Raw genomic sequence first — 18,846 nt, 5'->3', positions numbered from 1 at the left:
AGGTCAGTTATCGACGCCAAAACGGATCAGGACGGATCGACATCCCAATCCGGGTCATGCGCTGGATCCGCGCCGCCTTCTTCATTGATGTAGTAGAAGCCGTCCAGACCCGTTGGATAGCCGTTGTTGGTGTAGACGTATGAGTTTTCCAGATCGGCCTCGAAGGCCACCTGACCGGCAAAACGGGGGCGGGTGACGGTGAAATTCACGAATTCCTGATCGGCAAGGCCCGCGCTGAAAGCCGGGCGATGCGGCAGGAAGGTTTCGATCAGCAGCATCCGGTCGCCATAGGCCATGATCGGAATGCGGTCGATGAAATCGGGGAAGTCGCTGGCGCGGATATAGGTCGTCCCGTCGGTGCCGTGCGACCAGTCGATCCGGTAGCCGCCCTGCTGTCGGGTGATCTGCGATACACGCAGGGCCGATCCGGCGGTGTTCCGGGTCAGGAACTGGAACACATCCGCAAGCCCCTCGATATCCGAGCTGGCAATCTCGTTTGTGCGGCGTGACAGGACGTCGGCCACCGCATAGGTCGCCTTGATCGAGGTGTTGTAGACTCTAAATGCGTCGAAGAAGACAAAGCTGGCCACGAAGACCCAGGCCAGGATCGGAATCACGATCACCGCTTCCAGCGCGACCGAGGCGCCTTCGTCCTTCCAGAATGTCCTGATCATCCGTTTCATGGCTGTCTCACTCCGGCTCGTTCACGAAGACGGTGGCGGCGGTGATGTGGATGGCGCCGGTATCGTCGCGCGTCAGGTCCAGCCCGAGCCCGGAAATCGGCAGGATCCGGTCCACAAGGGCGCAGGTGCGGATCAGCATCAACTGGTTGTCCGCGCCGGGATGGAACTGGTTGGCCGGGGTAACGGTGCCGGAGCGGTCCACGCAAAGCGTGTGATAGTCCGGAAGGTTGTAGGTATCCTGATCAATCACGCGCAGGTCCAGCAACAGTGATTCCTGGCAGTTGATGAGGATCGGCGTGTTGTCGCAGATATTGTCCCGGATCGCGTCATGGGTGACCGTCACATCAGAGGTCAGCCGCAGGTAGCGCACGGCGCTGTCCAGCGACCGTTCCATCATCACTTGCCGGGTCAGCAGCATGGCGGTCTCGAAGGCCGCCACGAAGATCATCACGATCAGCGGGAAGACGATCACGAATTCCACTGTCGCGTTGGCCTCTTCTTTGCGGAAGAACCGGGATATCTTGGTCAGGCCCCACATGTCATGCCCTACTGGATCAGCTTGAGCTGGTTGATCGACGCCGCGATGGAGGCGAAGGCCTCGGAAATCTCGATCCCTTCGGCGTCGTAGTAATGGGCAGGCGTCGTGGCACAGTGCTGCATCACGCTTTCGCCGCGGGCAGGCGCCTCGAACGCAATGGTGAACACGATGATCCCGGCCTCATTTGCCGCGTCGCAGATATTGCGCAGGTTGGCATCGGCCTCGCTCGCACCCGCGTAGGTTTCGATCGAGTAGTAGCGCAGCTGGCGATAGTAGTCCCAGTCACCGGCGTAGTAGTAGTATTCGCCGGCCAGCATCCGAGCGGAATAGGTGGCCCAGAGTTCGGCCCACGGAATGGCCTCGGCATCGCTGCCACCATAGGGCTGCGAATTGTAGCTGTCATTGTGGTGCCAGTAGTACAGGTCGTAGCGCGGCAGATAGGCCGAGGTGCGGCCGGTGTCAGGGTCGCGGAACACGGTCGAGGGCCCGCGCTTGAATTCCTGAACCACGTCGACCTGGCTGGTATTCTCGCCATCGGTCATCAGGATGATGATCTTCAGAACCTCGTCTTCCTCGTAGGAATAGGGGCGGCCTTCGAAATCCGCGTCCACCTCTCCCGCGGCGATCAGTTCCGTCACAGCGGGCTGTGCCGCCGGATCCAGCAGGCCCACGGCCCATCTCATGCCAAGGTCGATCGCGGTGTTGCCGTTTGCGCTCAGGCTGTTGACCAGCGCGTGCAGCTCATCCGCGTCATTCGACCAGGGCAGAATGGCGGCGTAGTCACTGGTGGTGCAATGCGGCGTGCGGAAGGTGCGATAGCTGCTGCGGTACCGATAGTCGAAATGCGCGATCCGTTCGATGGCCTCATCGGGGTCAATCGCGGTTACGTTGTAGTCGGCCGGATCGAAGCGGGTGCAGTTCGATTCATTGTGCTCGTCAGACAGGGTGAAGACACTGGCCAGCGTCGTGCCCGCATTGACCTGGCTGTGATAGGGGATGATCGAGATCGACACCTGGTCTTCTTCCGCATTCGCGGCAAGCACGGTGTCGATGAACTCATTGGCCGCGTCGCGCATGTTGCGGATCTTGTTGTTCCAGCCCATGGAACCCGAGATGTCGAGCACCATGGAAATCTCGATATCCATGATCCGCTCTTCCGCGGCCCCCCGCGCGGGGGATGTCAGGGCGTTCACCCCGAACATGTTCATGAAGTAGGACCGCAGATCCATCTCGGCATAGGCGGAGACCCGGCGGAAATTCAGCCCTTGGTCCACGTCCACTTCCAGCCGGTAGTGATCCAGACCCGAGGTCGCGAAGTAGTCGATCACGACCGCCTCCGGGTCTTCAGTCTGGTTCAGCGCGGCCGCGGCCAGAACGGCGCGGTCCAGCGTGTATTGCAACTGCGTGCGCTGTGTTTCGTAGCGCATCACGTCGATGGCGATCCCGCCAGCGGCCAGCATCAGGACGAACATCATCAAGGCGAAGATCGTCACGGTTCCGCGTTCGTCGCGCAGAAATCCGGCCCGGCGCCGAATTGGCGCGTGGGGTCGCGTTTGGCGGATCGGATCTGTCGCTCGGGTCATCCCGGAAGCCTCATGCAAAATGACGAGTCGTGGATCGACGCAGTTCGACCCATGGTCTTCCTCGTTCACAAGAACGGCAGAAATGGGGCGGAAGCAGGAAGGAAACGGGGAGTTTTATGAATGACAACAATCAACTTGCGTGCATTTTTCAGCGCTTAACGATGAAACTGGCTGTTTCAACGACAGGTTGTCTTGCATGGATGGGCCAGCTGTGGTCCGCTCAAAAAATGGGCGGTTTGCAAACACAGCAGGGGCCGCACACGGAACACGCCAAGGAGGTATACGCGATGTCCCCGAAGGGAGAACCGAGTTTCCGTCAGTCAGTTGACCTGATGTTCAACCGCGCTGCATCCATGATGGATCTGCCCCCTGGGCTGGAAGAAAAGATCCGCGTCTGCAACGCCACCTACACGGTTCGCTTCGGGGTGCGTCTGCGGGGCGAGATTCGGACCTTCACCGGGTATCGCTCGGTCCATTCCGAACATTTCGAACCGGCCAAGGGCGGCATCCGCTACGCCCCCAATGTGAACCAGGACGAGGTTGAGGCGCTGGCCGCGCTGATGACCTACAAATGTGCCCTTGTCGAAGCCCCCTTCGGCGGATCGAAAGGCGGGCTTTGCATCGACCCGCGCGACTATGAAGAGCACGAGCTGGAACAGATCACCCGGCGCTTCGCCTATGAGTTGATCAAGCGCGACATGATCAACCCGGCGCAGAACGTGCCCGCCCCCGACATGGGCACCGGTGAAAAGGAAATGGCGATCATCGCCGACCAGTATGCCCGGATGAACACCACCGATATCAACGGCAAGGCCTGCGTGACCGGCAAACCCCCCCATGCGGGCGGTATCCGGGGCCGGGTCGAGGCAACGGGCCGGGGCGTGCAATACGCGCTTCAGGAATTCTTCCGCCATCCCGAAGACGTCGCTGCGGCGGGGCTTGGCGGGTCTCTCGACGGCAAGCGGATCATCGTGCAGGGGCTCGGCAATGTGGGCTACCACGCCGCCAAGTTCCTGTCGGAGGAGGATGGCGCCAAGATCGTCGGGATCATCGAACGCGATGGCGCGCTGCTCGATCCTGACGGGTTGGATGTCGAGGCCGTCAAGAACCACATCGCCCGCACCGGCGGCGTCGACATGTTCCCGGGGCCCCGCTACATCAAGGACGGGGTCAAGGCGCTGGAGGAGGAGTGCGATATCCTGATCCCGGCGGCACTGGAGGGCGTGATCAACCTGCAGAACGCGGCGAATATCAAGGCCCCTCTGATCATCGAGGCCGCGAATGGCCCGGTAACGGCAGGCGCGGATGAAATCCTGCGCAAGAAGGGCACCGTGATCATCCCCGACCTTTATGCCAATGCGGGCGGCGTGACCGTGTCCTATTTCGAATGGGTCAAGAACCTGTCCCATATCCGCTTTGGCCGGATGCAGCGCCGCCAGGAAGAAGCACGCCACCAGCTGATCGTCGATGAACTGGAGCGGCTCGACCGGCATCTTGGCAGCGCATGGTCGCTGACCCCGGCCTTCAAGGAAAAATATCTGCGAGGCGCGGACGAGCTGGAACTGGTGCGCTCGGGCCTCGATGACACGATGCGCGCGGCCTACCAGTCGATGCGCGAGGTCTGGCACAGCCGCAACGACGTGACCGATCTGCGGACCGCGGGCTTCATGGTCTCGATCGGGCGCGTGGCGGCCAGCTACCGGGCCAAGGGCCTGTAAATCGGCAGGGCGCGGGGGGCTGTCACAGCTCTCCGCGCTGTTGCGCGATGCGGACCGAGATCAAATCCGCCACCGCCTTGGATTGCGCATTCGAGGTAACCCCGCCCACCATCACCATCCGCCCGCGTCGCCACCACAGGCCCGGCGCATAGGCATTCGGCATCCGGTCGCGCAGCGACAGGCGGAACCCGGCGGCGGGCTTGAAGGCAAAGAAGCCGCGGTCGACCTTTTCGATATTGTCGATCCGGGCAATCAGCCGCCCGCCCTGTTCGCGCAGTTCCTCCCGCGTGAGTTCCAGCGTCACGCTGGAGGCCTGCCACAGCGCCCAGGACAACCACAGGCTGCCGGCGCCGATCACCAGCAAGAGCGCCGTGAACCCGAAATCAGCGGGCGGATGGCTTGCCGCGACCCAGACCAGAAGCAGGCCGAGCAAACCGAGCGATCCCGTCGCAAACACCCTGCGCGGGCCCTTCGGAGTGATGCGTTCCAGGATTTCGTCGCTGTCGGTCATGCAGCTTCTCCGGTTGATTTTCCGGGTTAGAGCATGGCGCGGAAGAAATGACCAGAACGAGAGTCATGGGAGGCAATTCACCGCGCGACCCTCTGGGCCGCGCAGGAGTTTATTACGTGAAACTTGTCCGGAGGGTACGCCCCTGATCAGACCTCGCGACGTACCTCGTATCCGGGCTCTTCGGGTTCATCATCGGTCATCTCTGCCGGGAAGCCCGGATAGGTGATGTCGAGGCCGGTCGCCTCTTCCAGCCGCTTGATGATATTCGGGGACAGTTCCCGCTCTCCGTAGCGCGCGATGCCGTCCTTGAAGATCTGGATCATCAGCGGGTTCATCTCCAAAGGCACATTCGCCCGGTCCGCGACCTCCTGAAACAGGCCGATATCCTTCAGCACCAGATCCATGGTGAAGGAAATATCGCGCGACCCGTTCAGGATGACCTGGCTTTCGGTTTCATGCACGAAGCTGGTGCCCGAGGAAATCCGGATCGCCTCGTAGGCCACGCCCAGATCCATGTCGGCCGCCTTGGCCACGGTCAGCGCCTCGGCACAGCTGATCAGGTTTGCGGTGGCCAGATAGTTGGTGATCACCTTCAGGACCGAGGCCGACCCGATCGGGCCGGTATGCAGCACACGACGGCCCATCTTTGTCAGCAGCGGCAGGATACGCTCGAATGTTGCCCGGTCGCAGCCCGCAAAGATCGAGATATTGCCGGTATCGGCCCGGTGGCAGCCGCCCGATACCGGGCAATCCACCGCCGCGCCGCCCGCTGCGATGACCATGGCCCCAAGGCGCTTCACCTCGGCCTCGTCCGTGGTGCTCATCTCCATCCAGATCTTGCCCGGCCCCATGGCCTCCAGCAGGCCGTCCGGGCCTTCCACCACCTTGGCGGAGATGCTGGGATGCGGCAGGCAGGTGATCACCGCGTCGCAGTCGCGCAACATCTGGGCGGGGCTTTCCCCAACCTTGGCACCCTTGGCCGCGAACTCGGCCACCCTGGCCTCATCCAGATCGCGAACCGTGATGTCGACCCCGTTGCGCAACAGCGATCCGGCCAGCTTGTGGCCGACATTGCCAAGTCCGATAAACCCTACTTTCATTCCGAGTCTCCCTGAAGGTTTTCGCGAAAATTTCACGGGCTGTCCGGCCTGTCTTGCCCGAAACCGACCCTTGCAGGACTGCACAATGGTCGTTTGTGGACCGCCAATTGTCGATGCCCCTGCCTCGCCCTACATTCCTTGCAATCAGGACCCGAGGAGGTTTCCATGTCCATCAGACCCGTTACCGAAGCCCGACGCGCCCAACCCACGATGGAGGGCGCCGGCGTCAAGCTGCACCGCGCCTTCGGCTTTCAGGACCCAAGCGAACTGGACCCGTTCCTGTTGTTCGACGATTTCCGGGGGGAAACCCCGTCGGACTACATGCGCGGCTTTCCCTGGCACCCGCATCGCGGGATCGAGACTATCACCTATGTGCTGGCAGGCACCGTGGAACACGGGGACAGCCTGGGCAATACAGGCAAGCTTCGCGCGGGCGATGTGCAATGGATGACCGCCGGTTCCGGCATCCTCCACCAGGAGATGCCTTTCGGGAACGCGAAGGGGCAAATGCACGGTTTTCAGCTTTGGGGAAACCTGCCCTCGTCGCTGAAGATGACCGCGCCGCGCTATCAGGACGTGCAAGGCAAGGAAATCCCCGAGATCATCGACGATGACGGCACGCGGGTGAAGGTCATCGTGGGCGAATTCTGGGGCAAGCGCGGCCCCGTGGACGGCATCGCCGCCGATCCGCAATACCTCGATGTGTATGTGCCCGCCGGGGTGAAGAAGACCTTCAAAATCGACACCTATCGCCGCGCCTTCGCCTATGTCTTCGACGGGGCGGCAGCCTTTGCCGATGCCTCGCAGCCAGAGGGCGTGCTGCTGGAAAAAGAGGTTATGGGGCAAGAGGTCAATATGCGTGACCTGTCGGGCAACCGCACCCTCATCCGCTTCGGCACCGGCGACGAGGTAACGGTACAGGCAGGGCCGGAGGGCGTGCGGTTCCTGCTGATCTCGGGGGCCCCGATCGAGGAGCCGGTCGCCTGGCACGGTCCGATCGTGATGAACACACAGGCCGAGATCCAGCAGGCCATGCGCGATCTTCGAAACGGGACGTTTCTGAAGCCGCAGCACTGACCATCCTGAAACGAGGAAAGGCCCCGATTTGAACGGGGCCTTTCTTGTCAGACGATGGCCATCAGCAGTGCAGGTGCCGCCACCATTCCACCGATGATCAGCGCCAGAGACAGCCCCAAACCCTTGAACATGTGTGTTTCCTTTCCGGTCCTTTTAGGTTCACGCACCCGTGCAAATAGGCGAGGAGTCACGGCTTTCGATGCGTCAGCCGGACGCAGGCGAACCGGTTCTGCCGACAACCCGGCGCGGGCCCTTATCCAAGAACATACGGGCTAAGGAGAGCCTCTCCTTCAGGGGGAGGCTAAACGAGGCGCGTCCTGCCAGCTGGCAGGCCAGCGCAATCGTTCAGACGTAGCCACGCCAGGCCAGAACGCCGATCACCAATGCGATCACAACCGCCAGCCGAAAGGCCAGATCGGCGAACAGATAGGCGCGGGCACGGGCGCGGGCTGTGGCGGGGTCTAGGCCGCTCAGATAGACCTCTATCCGCCTTGCCGCGCGTTCCGGCCCGTCGCCATCTGTGACCCGCGCCAACCGCGGGTTCCGGGACCGCTCGATCGCTGCGAGAAGAAGCGCGCCATCCCGCCGCAACCGGCGCGGCAGTTTCCGCCCCGCCCGGCGCAGGGCCACGGGCAGGGTATCGGCGCGCACCCCCAGCTTTTCGCGCAAGAGCGCGGTCAGGCGGTCTGAGAGGCGGTCAAGCTGCAGCGGATCGGCGGCCATGAGATTCCCTTTCGACACTGCATCCTAGCGTCCCCTGGCCACCCGCTCAACGGCTCTGGTCGAGCCGCGTCGGATGGGATATTCCGGGGCCATGCTCGCGACTTATCTCACCGGTGACCCCACCGACCGCCCGCCGCTTCTGATCGTGCACGGCCTCTTCGGCTCTGCCCGCAACTGGAACGTCATCGCCAAGCGCCTCTCCGACGAGCGGCAGGTGATCGGCGTTGACATGCGAAATCATGGGGATAGCGCGTTTCAGCCAACGCATAGCTATCCCGATATGGCCGCTGATCTGGCTCAGGTGATTGCTGCCCATGGCGGGCGGGCGGATGTGCTGGGGCATTCGATGGGGGGCAAGGCCGCGATGATGCTGGCGCTGACGCGGCCCGAGATGGTGAACCGGCTGGTCGTGGCCGATATCGCGCCGGTGGCTTACGGGCACAGCCAGAGCCACCTGATTGACGCGATGCGCGCGGTGGACCTGTCGCGGGTTGAGACGCGACGCGATGCCGATGAGCAGCTGAGCGCGGCGGTGCCCGAAGCGGGTGTTCGTGCTTTTTTGCTGCAATCTCTGGATGTTAAGGGCAGGCGCTGGCGGCTCAACCATGACGTTCTGGACCGTGACATGGGCAAGGCGACGGGCTGGCCGGAGGGGGTTGAGGGCCGGTTCGACGGGCCGGTCTTCATGCTGTCGGGGGCGGAGTCGGACTATGTGCGCCCAGAGCATCGGGACGCGATCAAGGGCTATTTCCCGAAGGCGCGCTTTGCGAAAATTCCCGGTGCGGGGCATTGGCTGCATGCCGACAAACCGCGCGAATTCGAGGCGGCGGTGCGGGCGTTCCTGAACGCCTGAGACCCGAAAAACAGGGGGGTGCCATGCGTACACCCCCTGTACACCCCCCGTACACCCCCTGTGCAGACAAATCACCGCCCCTGCATGGCGCGGGCGACGTAGATTGCGACGGGGAAGGCCAGCAGGAAGCCCGCCACGACGGCCCCGGCGATCGGCCAGATCCCGACCGACCCCGCCACCAGAAGGATGACGAGGAACACACCCGCAAGGGTGGCGCCGATGAAGAGGTGGAGGAGGAGAAGGAGGTAGGACATGGGGGATGTCCTAGCCGGTGGTGAGGCGGGGGGCTTTGATTTGGGTCATTGCAAAATACGGGAGCACTGATACAGTTTAGTGGATTTTTTTATTGGAGTTGGGTATGTCTGGCGCGGCACTTCAGTTTGATGATGAAACTATTCGCAGGTTGTTTGGAACTGACACGGCAGAAGATGAAGACCCCACTCGGCTGAAGGAGTACTTCTTCAGGAACAAGAGTTATCAAAACATTCGTTCATCCTTACCGCTAAGAATTCTTGTCGGGCACAAAGGAATTGGCAAGAGCGCCCTCCTAAGGATGTCCCACCTTGAGGACCAAGAGAAGGGAACGCTTTCACTATGGATTCAGCCAAATGATCTTATTCTTGAAAATTCAACTTCAAAGACATTCTTAGAAAAAATAAGTGGGTATAAGATACTTATTAGTCGAGCCATATACAATAAGGCCCTGGACAGTCTTGGCATTGAGGGTGACCGAGAATTAAAGATAACGCTCCAGAATGCTGGCAAGCAAATTATTTCTGCCCTCGTTCAGAAAACACTAACTTCGAGCGGCGCGAAGGTTGATCAAGAATTAGATCGACTGCGCAAGTACTTTACACAAGATCGAGAAATTAGAGTTTACATTGATGACATTGATCGTGGCTGGAAGGCAACGGAGGATGATATTAACAATATCTCCGCTTTGGTAAATGCAGCAAGAGACCTTACGAACGAAGATCAAAGGTTAAAAATCCGAATCGGCCTGAGAAGTGACGCTTACTATCTTTATAGAACCTCTGATGAAAGTACCGACAAGGTTGAAAGTAACGTCGTGCGTTTGTCGTGGACGCGTCATGACGTTATCACCGTCATGGCCCTTCGAGTTGCCAGCTACTTTGGCAAATCGTTTGATCCATCCGTTCTTGGGAAATTGAGCCAGAGCGAGCTGGCAAAGGAGATTCACCCCGTTATCGAAGAGCGATATTCCGTGGGCAAGGGGCACTGGGCTGGGGCTCCAATTCACATTGTTCTGCTATCTCTGAACAGAAATAGACCTAGAGATCTTATCAAACTCCTAACTGCGGCGGCCCGCCAAGCATACCAGCGAGGCCACAATAAGATTCTTTCTAGCGATTTGGAGAGTATTTTTTCAGACTACTCTCACGGTCGCATTACTGATCTTACTCTGGAATTTAAGTCAGAGATGCCACAAATTGAACAACTGGTATACAACATGAGACCCTCAAGCAAACGCCAGATAGAGAAAGAAAAACGCTGGCTGTATACGAATGATGAATTGATTCAAAAAATAAAGAACATAAAGCAGAGTAACAATTTGTTTTTTAGTAATGGGAAACCAGCAACTGATCGAGCTGTCGCAGAGTTTCTATACAAAATTGACTTCATTATTGCGAGAAACGATGATGCAGATGGTGAAAAAAAGTGGACCCACTTTGATCAAAACAGAATGCTCCAGAGTCAGTTTGTAGATTTTGGATACAAGTGGGAAGTTCATCCAGCCTACCGCTGGGCACTTCAGCCCAAAAGTGTTCATGAGATAATGGACCAAATAAGCTCCAATTGAGCAAGTCCAGCTTTCGTCTCCAGCTAGCGTAGAGTCGGCATCGTGCCCACCACAAAGTCGCTAAAAGGTGGGCAGAACTGCCCACCCTACGTGAGGCCAACCCGCCTCAGCTATCCATCTTCAGCGCATTGATAAACGCCGATTGCGGGATCTCCACCTTCCCGAACTGGCGCATCTTCTTCTTGCCTGCTTTCTGCTTGTCCAGCAGCTTGCGCTTCCGGGTTGCGTCGCCGCCGTAGCATTTGGCGGTCACGTCCTTGCGCATGGCCGACAGGGTCTCTCGCGCGATCACGCGGCCGCCGATGGCGGCCTGGATCGGGATCTTGAACATGTGGCGGGGGATGAGCTCTTTCAGTTTCTCGCACATGGCGCGGCCGCGCATTTCGGCCCGGTCGCGGTGGACCATCATCGACAGCGCATCGACCGGTTCCTCGTTCACCAGCACCGACATCTTGACCAGGTGGTCCTCGCGGTAGCCCTCCATCTGGTAATCGAAGGACGCATAGCCCTTGGTCACCGATTTCAGCCGGTCGTAGAAGTCGAAGACGACCTCGTTCAAGGGCAGGTCATAGACGACCATCGCACGGGAGCCCGCATAGGTGAGGTCAAGCTGGATCCCGCGCCGGTCCTGGCAGAGCTTCAGCACGTCGCCGAGATAGTCGTCGGGCACGAGGATGGTCGCCTTGATCCGCGGTTCCTCGATATGGTCGACATAGGTCAGGTCGGGCATGTCGGCGGGGTTGTGAAGCTCCTGCACCGTGCCGTCCTTCATGTGGACATGGTAGACCACGGAGGGCGCGGTGGTGATCAGCTCGATATCATATTCGCGTTCGATGCGGTCGCGGATGACCTCGAGATGCAGCAGGCCAAGGAAACCGCAGCGGAAGCCGAAGCCGAGGGCCGCGGAGGTTTCCATCTCGAAGCTGAAGGAGGCGTCGTTGAGCGCCAGTTTCTCGATCGCGTCGCGCAGGTCTTCAAACTCGGCGGAGTCCACAGGGAAGAGGCCGCAGAAGACCACCGGTTGCGCCGGTTTGAACCCGGGCAGCGCGGTGTCGGTGCCGTGCTTTTCATGGGTGATGGTGTCGCCGACGCGGGTGTCACGCACCTGCTTGATCGAGGCGGTGAGGAAGCCGATCTCGCCCGGGCCCAGTTCCTTGATGTCCTGCATCTTGGGGCGGAAGACGCCGAGCCGGTCGACGGGGTAGCGCCCGCCGGTCTTCATCATCTTGATGCGGTCGCCCTTGCGGATCACCCCGTCGATGACGCGGATGATGACGACGACGCCCAGATAGCTGTCATAGTAGCTGTCCACCAGCATCGCCTTGAGCGGCGCGTCGCGGTCGCCCTTGGGCGCGGGCAGGCGGGTGACGATGGCCTCCAGCACATCGGGGATGCCGACGCCCGTTTTGGCGGAGATCAGGACGGCGTCAGAGGCGTCGATGCCGATCACGTCCTCGATCTGTTCGGCCACGCGCTCGGGTTCGGCGGCGGGCAGGTCGACCTTGTTGAGGACCGGAACGATCTCGTGATCCGCGTCGATGGCCTGGTAGACATTGGCCAGCGTCTGCGCCTCGACCCCCTGACTGGCGTCGACGACCAGCAGCGAGCCTTCCACGGCCTGCATGGACCGGCTGACCTCATAGGCGAAGTCGACGTGGCCGGGCGTGTCGATCAGGTTCAGCACATAGGTCTTTCCGTCCTTGGCCGGGTACTCGATGCGCACGGTGTTGGCCTTGATGGTGATCCCGCGCTCGCGCTCGATATCCATGCTGTCGAGCAACTGCGCCTGCATATCGCGTTCAGCCACCGTTCCGGTCAGCTGGATCAGCCGGTCGGCGAGGGTGGATTTGCCGTGGTCGATATGGGCCACGATGGAGAAATTGCGGATGAGATCAAGGTCGGTCATGAGGGTGGGATATGAGCGGGATTTGGGGTTTGGTCAATGGGGTCTGTTGGGCAGAGAAATCGCCTGTGACCGGTAGGTGTCAGACAGCTTCACCCTTCTCTCAATGGCAAAGTTTCAAAGACAGTCATCCAATTTTCGCACCGGTTTGGGATCAAGGCGCAATTTGTGTGCGCGGCGGGCCACGACAGGGAATTTGCCATCGCGGCCATGGCCGGCCATGATTGGGCTTTGTGATGAGAGTTCTGGTGGTTTGATATGGACAAGATTTTCGACGCACGGGGTGCCAAGGACTGGGCCAAGGCTCAACCAGTGGAATCGCGCAGCTATGTGGCGTCACGCGCGGCGTTGCGGGCCTTTCCCGCGATTTTTCTGTGCCGGGACGCGGCTTACGCAAACGACCCGGACGCTTTCAACATGAGAGAGGTGATCGCCCTGCCCACGCTCTTCGGGCTGGCCTTGTCATCGGCTGCCGCAGCACGGGACACGCAGGGCGCAGTCAAGACCGGACAAGAGCTGGATATTGTCTCGGCAGCCCTCGAACACTGGTCTGGCGAAGCGGCGAGCGGGTTCGATCCTGCGACAGCCGACGGGGATCGCGCGGCGGAACGGGCCATGTCGGCGACCCTTGATGCCGTGACGGGCATTCTGGAGAGTTTCAGACGGGCGTCGGGCTCGGCGATCAGCAACTCGGCCCTTGCGATTTCCAAAGCTGTGGCAGTGCAGGCCGAACGGGCGGAGTGCGCGCCGGACGAGATTGAAACCCACACCGAGGCTGCGACATCGGCGGTCTACGCCGCCGCCACCCGCGACGCCAACGACCCCAAGCAGGACTGGCCGCCGCTTTGGTCTAGTGACCTCGAAGCACCGCCGGAGCTGCTTGACCTCTGGGAGGTGGGCAAAGCGCATCTTGGGAAAGAGCCGGAAACCTGGGGCTTCTGGGTCGATTGGTATGAGGGCTTGCTGAACGGGCAACAGCCCTTGTGGCCAGTGACGCTTCGCATCGCCACCGGGATCGAAAGCGGCGAATGGGCGCCCGTCGGTGGCGCGGCACTGGCTGCCCGGAGGATTGCCCGGATCACTGGTTAGTCGGTTTTATCCCAAGCCCTGTCAGCGTCCAAGCGAAGACCCGGCGCTGATCTCCCGATCCACCATCGCGCGCAGCGAAAAGCTGGTGCGGGTGGAGCGGATGCCGGGGACGCTCATCAGGTTGTGTTCGAGGAAGCTGTCGAAACTGCGCAGGTCGCGGGCGGCGATTTTCAGCAGGATGTCGCGGCTGCCGGTCATCAGATGGCATTCCAGCACTTCGGGGAAGCGGCGGATGGCGCGTTCGAACCCTTCCAGCGCGTCACGGCTCTGGCGTTCCAGTTCGGCGAAGACGAAAACGGTGATGGGGTATCCCAGTTTTTCCGGGCTGACGCGGGCGGCATAGCCGGTGATGATGCCCTCGGCCTCCATCCGCGCCATGCGGCGGGCGCAGGGGGTGGGGGAAAGGCCCACACGTTCGGCCAGATCGGTGACCGGCAGGCGGCCATCGCGTTGCAGGGTGGTGACGATCTTGCGGTCGAGGTCGTCCATCCGCGAGAATCCTTCGAATCAGAGGGTGATGGCAGAGAATATCACCAATCATCAGGCGCATGGAACGGATATTTGGCGTCAATCCCCCCTGATCTGACGATATCCTCCCCCTCAAAGAGGAGGACACCCCATGCAGATCACCACCCTGCCGACACCCAGCCATGAAGAGGTCTTGCGCGTTTCAGACGTGGCGACCGGGCTTGTGGGCTTTATCGCCATCCACTCCACCCAGTTGGGTCCGGCAGCGGGCGGCTTGCGGATGAAGCCCTATGCCAGCGAGGAGGCGGCGCTGACCGATGCGCTGCGGCTGAGCCACGGGATGACCTTCAAGAACGCCGCGGCGGGTCTGCCTTTGGGCGGTGGCAAGGCGGTGATCATGGGCGATCCGGCTGTGCTGAAATCCGAGGCGCTGCTGGCGGGGTTCGCCGGGGCCATCGCGGCGCTGAAAGGGCGCTACTGGACGGCGGAAGACATGGGGATGAGCCCTACCGATATGGCCGTGATCGCGCGTGGGACGGAGTTCGTGGCCGGTCTGCCGGATGGGGATTTTGCCAGCGGCGACCCCTCGCCCATCACCGCGCGCGGCATTTTCAACGCGATCCGTTGTACCGCGCGGCACCGGTTCGGATCGGGCGACCTGACCGGGCGCAAGGTGGCGGTGCAGGGCCTTGGGCATGTGGGCTGGTATCTGGCCGAGATGCTGCATGATGCCGGGGCGTCGCTGATCGTGGCCGATATCGACCCCGCCCGCTGCGACCGCGCGGCGCAGGTCTTCGGCGCGGCACTCGCGCCGGTCGACAAGATCCTGCAGGTGGAGGCCGATATCCTCGCCCCCTGCGCCATTGGTGGCATCCTGAATGCCGACACCATTCCGGCCCTGCGGGTGCAGGCCGTGGCGGGTGGGGCCAACAACCAGCTGGCAACCCCTGCCGATGGCGAAGCGCTGCACAAGCGTGGTATCCTCTATGCGCCGGACTATGTGGCCAATGCGGGCGGCATCATCAACGTGGCGACCGAGATCCTCAAGATCCGCGACCGGGAGCGCTTCGTCGCCGATAAGCTGGCCGAGGCCGAAGCGACGCTTGACGCGATCCTGACTCAGGCCGCCACGCGCGGGTTGGCGCCGCACAAGGTGGCCGACGATATCGTTCTGAGCCGCATGCAGCAGCGCCCTGCCGCCTGACCTGCCATTTTCCGCCCATTTTGCCCCCGTTGCGCGCCGGGAGATTGCGCTGCGGGGGTATTTTCGGCAGATTAACATGCAGATGGGGGGACCAACCCCTTGCACGGGGCAAGCGAGGCAGGGCGATGCGCAAGACATTCTCGGCATTTCTGATCACGTTCATGGTGGTGGGCGCCCCTCTGGAGGCAAGCCCGGTGGAACGCGCCTGTATGACATCGGGCCGCACGGCGGCGAACCCGTCGCTTTGCGCCTGTATCGGTAGCGCCGCGCGCCAGACCCTGAATTTCGGTGAACAGCGCCGCGCCGCGCGACTGTTTGACGACCCGGACGAAGCGGAAGAGTTGCGCATGTCCGACAACCATCGGGACGAGGCATTCTGGGACCGGTACAGGGCCTTCGGGGAAGCTGCCGAACAGATGTGCGGCTGAACTCAGGCGAGCTTCTCGGCCCAGGCCCTTGCGGCCAGTTCGATCAGGTCCAACACCCCGTCGAAATCCCGCGTGTAATATGGGTCGGGCACATCGCGTGGCGCACCATCCAGCGGGGCGAGGTACAGGGACAGCCTTGCCGTGGCATCCGCCGGGCGGATCGCCTGCAAATCCTTCAGATTGCTGCTGTCCATCGCCAGGATCAGGTCGAAGCGGTGGAAATCCTCGGCCGTGACCTGACGGGCGCGCTGTTGGCTGAGGTCATAGCCCCGCGCCCGTGCCGCCGCCTGCATCGGGCCATAGGGTGGCTTGCCCACATGCCAGCCTGCGGTTCCGGCACTGTCGATATGTGCATCAGGCAGCGCCACGCGCAGCAGCGCCTCGCCCGTGGGGGAGCGGCAGATATTGCCCAGACAGACACAGAGGATAGACTTGGTCATGGGGGCTCCTTCATTGCGGTGCCTTGATGCCATGGAAGGGGGCTGAATGGAACGCATTGTCATCCTGACCGGCGCGGGGATTTCTGCGGAAAGCGGGCTTGGCACGTTTCGCGACAAGGACGGGCTTTGGACGCGCTACGATTTGAACGAGGTTGCCACGCCGGAAGGATTCGCCCGCAATCCCCGGCTGGTGCATGATTTCTACAATGCCCGCCGCGCCAATGCGCTGGATGCTGCGCCCAATGCTGCGCATACCGCGTTGGCGCGGCTGGAACGGGAGTGGCCGGGGGAGCTGCTGATCGTCACCCAAAACGTCGATGACCTGCATGAACGCGCGGGCAGCCGCAATGTGCTGCATATGCATGGGGCGCTTGCCGGGGCGCTCTGCGCGGCCTGCGACCATCGCTGGCCCGCGCCACGGGTGATGGACCCCGACGCCCCCTGCCCCGCCTGCGCGGCCCCGCGCACGCGCCCGGATATCGTCTGGTTCGGAGAGATCCCCTATCACATGGACCAGATCGCCGACGCGTTGTGGCAGGCGGACCTGTTCGTGTCCATCGGCACCTCGGGCGAGGTCTATCCCGCCGCGGGATTCGTGCAGGAGGCGCAGGCCGCCGGGGCTGAGACGCTGGAAATCAACCTGGAGCCATCGCGCCTGCCGGGGCTGTTCGACCGGGTGATTGCGGGGCCTGCCACCGACACAGTGCCGGACTGGGTGGCTGAGATGCTGGCATAGCGGCCCGTTCAAAAGCCGGTGAGACGGTTTGATTGCGCGCTCAACATGGTGTATAGAAAACACATATTTAGATGCGTAAAGGGTTTCCCATGCAACGCCACTCCATCCTCGCCCTTTGTCTGCTGTTCACCACCCACGGCACGGCGGTCCATGCGCAGGCCGGTCTGGAAAGCTATGACCTGACCCCCTATCGCGTGATCTCGGTGCATGACGACTGGCGCGTTCTGTGTACACCTGTGGGCACCGGCAGCTGGTCCTATCCGCGCGATTGCGCCGTCGAGGATCGCTATGGGCTGATCGTGTTCGTCAATCCGTTCGGCTACTTCGCCTATACGCGACGCGGGCATGTCCCCGGTGATGGCATGATGCGGGAGGGAGAGGGTTTCGGCGCTGAAGAGGTATTGCTGACCTATGCCGGTCCGGACACATCGGCCGAGTTCATCTCGGGTGGCGCAGTCTTTCCAGACGGCTCTGCCCATACGGTCAGCCTGGACGGATACGCCGAGGCGCAGGCTGCCGCGATTGCGCTGATGCAATAGGGTTTCAATTGGAACGGCGCGCCGGATGGAACCTGCGGCGCGCCGCCAAGGGCCACTATGGGAGGGACAGCACCGTCGCGGCCCTATCCCAAGGGCTTAGTCAGAGGCCGCGTTGCCCATGTTGCCGTGGTTCATCTGGCCATGACCCTGCATCTGCTGACGCATTGGGTTGCGTTCCAGGTCGATCGGGATGGTCACGGTTATCTCACCGGCCTGTTCGAAGACGAGGGTCACCTCGATCTCATCGCCATGTTCGAAGGGCTGGTTGAGGCCGAGGAACATGACGTGGTCACCGCCGCGCGCCAGGGCGTGGCTGCCACCGGCGGGAATGGCGAAGCCTTCCTCTACGTGAATCATTCGCATCACGCCATTTGCGTCTTCCTGATGCGTGTGCAGCTCGACCCGTTCAGCCACGTCGGACCGGGCGTCAATCAGCCGATCATCGGTGTCGGTCTGGTTCATGATCTCCATGAAAGCCGCGCCCGATTGCGACATCATCGCCGACGCGCGCGCATAGGGGTCGTGGATCATGATACCGTCGGCAAAGGCGGGAAGGGCGAAGGACAGGGCGGCAACGCCCGCGAGAAGGGTGGATTTGAACGACATCGGTCGTCTCCTTGATCTGATTGGAATAGGGAAATTCGGGATCAGATCAGGGATGGGGGGCCACGCCCCTGCCCGCCCTGGACAGTGGTTTCGTGAACAAGCAGCGTGAAGGGCCGCGCATAGAGCCGCGCCATGTGCCATTGCGGCGCGTCCAGCGGTTGCGGTTCCGTCAGGGCCAATGCGCCGATGATGCAATCGGGGCAGGCATGAGACACCTCAATCGGCTGCCCATCGGGGCCAAGGGGCACGACCTGCTGGCCTGCGTCGATGCAGAGAATCATCGCGCCATTCATCGACATCCCGCCACGGGCCACGGCCATGCTGACCGAGGTCATGGCAAGTACCAGACCAAGCAGCAGCGCGGTTGCGGGATTCAGCAGACGGTTCATGTGGCCTAGATAGGCATGGGTCGCGGCGCTTGCAAAGCGCAAAAAGGACGCGGCCCCCGGTCAGATGCCGGAGGCCGCGAAACTGTGCTGAAAGGATCGGGGAAGATCAGGCTTCTGCCTGGGCCTTCGCGATATCTTTCTTGATTTTCAGCGCTTTGGGCGACAGCTCTTCGTCTTTCGCCTTGGCCAGGAACGCATCCAGACCACCACGGTGATCGACGGAGCGCAGGGCCGCTGCCGAAATCCGCAGCTTGAAGCTGCGATCAAGCGCCTCGGACCCGAGGGTCACGTCGTTCAGGTTCGGAAGAAACCGACGCTTGGTCTTGTTGTTGGCGTGGCTGACATTGTTGCCAGACATGGGGCCTTTTCCGGTCAATTCGCAGACGCGCGACATGTGCTTATCCTCGGTCTCAGAAACGGACAAGGGCGCTGAGCC

The 18,846-nt window shown here is 61.5% G+C and carries 22 protein-coding genes; 9 read left to right on the top strand and 13 right to left on the bottom strand.

Annotated elements, in window-relative coordinates:
• Positions 1 to 26: 26 nt before the first annotated feature.
• Genes BKY26_RS13890 through BKY26_RS13880 form a run of 3 tightly spaced genes read right to left on the bottom strand, consistent with a single transcriptional unit; the run spans position 27 to position 2,804 of the window.
• Positions 27 to 683: a TadE/TadG family type IV pilus assembly protein gene (locus tag BKY26_RS13890; RefSeq protein ID WP_071690985.1), complete on the bottom strand. Its 657-nt coding sequence runs from the start codon at positions 681 to 683 to the stop codon at positions 27 to 29.
• A gap of 7 nt (positions 684 to 690) precedes the next feature.
• Positions 691 to 1,221 (bottom strand): TadE/TadG family type IV pilus assembly protein, encoded by a 531-nt coding sequence (locus BKY26_RS13885; protein ID WP_071690984.1) that lies wholly within the window; start codon positions 1,219 to 1,221, stop codon positions 691 to 693.
• 8 nt (positions 1,222 to 1,229) lie between these two features.
• Complete coding sequence (locus BKY26_RS13880; RefSeq protein ID WP_071690983.1) at positions 1,230 to 2,804, bottom strand: TadE/TadG family type IV pilus assembly protein; 1,575 nt, start codon at positions 2,802 to 2,804, stop codon at positions 1,230 to 1,232.
• A 287-nt stretch (positions 2,805 to 3,091) separates the two neighbouring features.
• Between BKY26_RS13880 and BKY26_RS13875 the strand changes: the two genes are divergently transcribed.
• Positions 3,092 to 4,522, top strand: coding sequence for a Glu/Leu/Phe/Val family dehydrogenase (locus BKY26_RS13875; protein WP_071690982.1), 1,431 nt, complete (start codon positions 3,092 to 3,094; stop codon positions 4,520 to 4,522).
• A 22-nt stretch (positions 4,523 to 4,544) separates the two neighbouring features.
• Here the strand turns inward: BKY26_RS13875 and BKY26_RS13870 are convergent, their stop codons facing one another.
• Both BKY26_RS13870 and BKY26_RS13865 read right to left on the bottom strand, forming a co-directional pair.
• The gene (locus BKY26_RS13870; protein WP_083431458.1) at positions 4,545 to 5,033 is read right to left on the bottom strand and encodes a hypothetical protein; all 489 of its coding nucleotides are present in this window, start codon (positions 5,031 to 5,033) and stop codon (positions 4,545 to 4,547) included.
• Positions 5,034 to 5,179: 146 nt separating this feature from the next.
• The gene (locus BKY26_RS13865) at positions 5,180 to 6,133 is read right to left on the bottom strand and encodes an NAD(P)-dependent oxidoreductase (protein ID WP_071690980.1); all 954 of its coding nucleotides are present in this window, start codon (positions 6,131 to 6,133) and stop codon (positions 5,180 to 5,182) included.
• 165 nt (positions 6,134 to 6,298) lie between these two features.
• On the opposite strand from BKY26_RS13865, the gene BKY26_RS13860 reads away from it, so the two are divergent.
• Positions 6,299 to 7,210 carry a pirin family protein gene (locus BKY26_RS13860; protein ID WP_071690979.1) on the top strand — a complete coding sequence of 304 codons (912 nt, stop codon included), beginning with the start codon at positions 6,299 to 6,301 and terminating at the stop codon, positions 7,208 to 7,210.
• A gap of 345 nt (positions 7,211 to 7,555) precedes the next feature.
• Here BKY26_RS13860 and BKY26_RS13855 read toward each other — a convergent pair whose 3' ends face one another.
• The gene (locus BKY26_RS13855; RefSeq protein ID WP_071690978.1) at positions 7,556 to 7,933 is read right to left on the bottom strand and encodes a hypothetical protein; all 378 of its coding nucleotides are present in this window, start codon (positions 7,931 to 7,933) and stop codon (positions 7,556 to 7,558) included.
• 91 nt (positions 7,934 to 8,024) lie between these two features.
• Between BKY26_RS13855 and BKY26_RS13850 the strand changes: the two genes are divergently transcribed.
• Positions 8,025 to 8,786 carry an alpha/beta fold hydrolase gene (locus BKY26_RS13850; protein ID WP_083431459.1) on the top strand — a complete coding sequence of 254 codons (762 nt, stop codon included), beginning with the start codon at positions 8,025 to 8,027 and terminating at the stop codon, positions 8,784 to 8,786.
• A gap of 71 nt (positions 8,787 to 8,857) precedes the next feature.
• Here BKY26_RS13850 and BKY26_RS13845 read toward each other — a convergent pair whose 3' ends face one another.
• On the bottom strand, positions 8,858 to 9,040 hold the full coding sequence (locus tag BKY26_RS13845) for a hypothetical protein (RefSeq protein WP_071690976.1): 183 nt from the start codon (positions 9,038 to 9,040) through the stop codon (positions 8,858 to 8,860).
• Positions 9,041 to 9,144: 104 nt separating this feature from the next.
• Between BKY26_RS13845 and BKY26_RS13840 the strand changes: the two genes are divergently transcribed.
• Complete coding sequence (locus BKY26_RS13840) at positions 9,145 to 10,608, top strand: P-loop ATPase, Sll1717 family (RefSeq protein WP_071690975.1); 1,464 nt, start codon at positions 9,145 to 9,147, stop codon at positions 10,606 to 10,608.
• Positions 10,609 to 10,714: 106 nt separating this feature from the next.
• On the opposite strand, the gene lepA is transcribed toward BKY26_RS13840, so the two are convergent.
• On the bottom strand, positions 10,715 to 12,514 hold the full coding sequence (lepA, locus tag BKY26_RS13835; protein WP_071690974.1) for a translation elongation factor 4: 1,800 nt from the start codon (positions 12,512 to 12,514) through the stop codon (positions 10,715 to 10,717).
• A gap of 255 nt (positions 12,515 to 12,769) precedes the next feature.
• Here lepA and BKY26_RS13830 point away from each other — a divergent pair, with 255 nt between their 5' ends.
• Entirely contained in the window at positions 12,770 to 13,600 is an 831-nt protein-coding gene (locus BKY26_RS13830) for a hypothetical protein (RefSeq protein ID WP_071690973.1), read from the top strand.
• 21 nt (positions 13,601 to 13,621) lie between these two features.
• On the opposite strand, the gene BKY26_RS13825 is transcribed toward BKY26_RS13830, so the two are convergent.
• Complete coding sequence (locus tag BKY26_RS13825) at positions 13,622 to 14,089, bottom strand: Lrp/AsnC family transcriptional regulator (protein ID WP_071690972.1); 468 nt, start codon at positions 14,087 to 14,089, stop codon at positions 13,622 to 13,624.
• 130 nt (positions 14,090 to 14,219) lie between these two features.
• Here BKY26_RS13825 and BKY26_RS13820 point away from each other — a divergent pair, with 130 nt between their 5' ends.
• Both BKY26_RS13820 and BKY26_RS13815 read left to right on the top strand, forming a co-directional pair.
• Positions 14,220 to 15,272, top strand: coding sequence for a Leu/Phe/Val dehydrogenase (locus tag BKY26_RS13820; protein WP_071690971.1), 1,053 nt, complete (start codon positions 14,220 to 14,222; stop codon positions 15,270 to 15,272).
• A gap of 125 nt (positions 15,273 to 15,397) precedes the next feature.
• Positions 15,398 to 15,700, top strand: coding sequence for a hypothetical protein (locus BKY26_RS13815; protein WP_071690970.1), 303 nt, complete (start codon positions 15,398 to 15,400; stop codon positions 15,698 to 15,700).
• Between the two features lie 2 nt (positions 15,701 to 15,702).
• Here BKY26_RS13815 and BKY26_RS13810 read toward each other — a convergent pair whose 3' ends face one another.
• Positions 15,703 to 16,140 (bottom strand): low molecular weight protein-tyrosine-phosphatase, encoded by a 438-nt coding sequence (locus BKY26_RS13810; protein ID WP_071690969.1) that lies wholly within the window; start codon positions 16,138 to 16,140, stop codon positions 15,703 to 15,705.
• A 46-nt stretch (positions 16,141 to 16,186) separates the two neighbouring features.
• Between BKY26_RS13810 and BKY26_RS13805 the strand changes: the two genes are divergently transcribed.
• Together BKY26_RS13805 and BKY26_RS13800 are read left to right on the top strand one after the other, a co-directional pair.
• A complete protein-coding gene (locus BKY26_RS13805; RefSeq protein WP_071690968.1) occupies positions 16,187 to 16,876 on the top strand; it encodes an NAD-dependent deacylase in 690 nt (229 codons plus the stop codon).
• A gap of 89 nt (positions 16,877 to 16,965) precedes the next feature.
• A complete protein-coding gene (locus tag BKY26_RS13800; RefSeq protein WP_071690967.1) occupies positions 16,966 to 17,415 on the top strand; it encodes an invasion associated locus B family protein in 450 nt (149 codons plus the stop codon).
• A gap of 96 nt (positions 17,416 to 17,511) precedes the next feature.
• Here BKY26_RS13800 and BKY26_RS13795 read toward each other — a convergent pair whose 3' ends face one another.
• From BKY26_RS13795 to rpmB, 3 genes are all read right to left on the bottom strand, one after another.
• Positions 17,512 to 18,021: a copper chaperone PCu(A)C gene (locus tag BKY26_RS13795; RefSeq protein WP_071690966.1), complete on the bottom strand. Its 510-nt coding sequence runs from the start codon at positions 18,019 to 18,021 to the stop codon at positions 17,512 to 17,514.
• A 41-nt stretch (positions 18,022 to 18,062) separates the two neighbouring features.
• Positions 18,063 to 18,410, bottom strand: a complete 348-nt coding sequence (locus BKY26_RS13790; protein WP_071690965.1) for a hypothetical protein — start codon at positions 18,408 to 18,410, stop codon at positions 18,063 to 18,065.
• Between the two features lie 106 nt (positions 18,411 to 18,516).
• Positions 18,517 to 18,804, bottom strand: coding sequence for a 50S ribosomal protein L28 (rpmB, locus tag BKY26_RS13785; protein WP_071690964.1), 288 nt, complete (start codon positions 18,802 to 18,804; stop codon positions 18,517 to 18,519).
• Positions 18,805 to 18,846: the final 42 nt, after the last annotated feature.

The sequence above is a fragment of the Nioella sediminis genome (assembly GCF_001879695.1).
Taxonomy (GTDB): domain Bacteria; phylum Pseudomonadota; class Alphaproteobacteria; order Rhodobacterales; family Rhodobacteraceae; genus Nioella; species Nioella sediminis.
The sequence above is the reverse complement of the archived record's forward strand: the minus strand, read 5'-3'. Positions and strand labels throughout refer to the sequence as shown.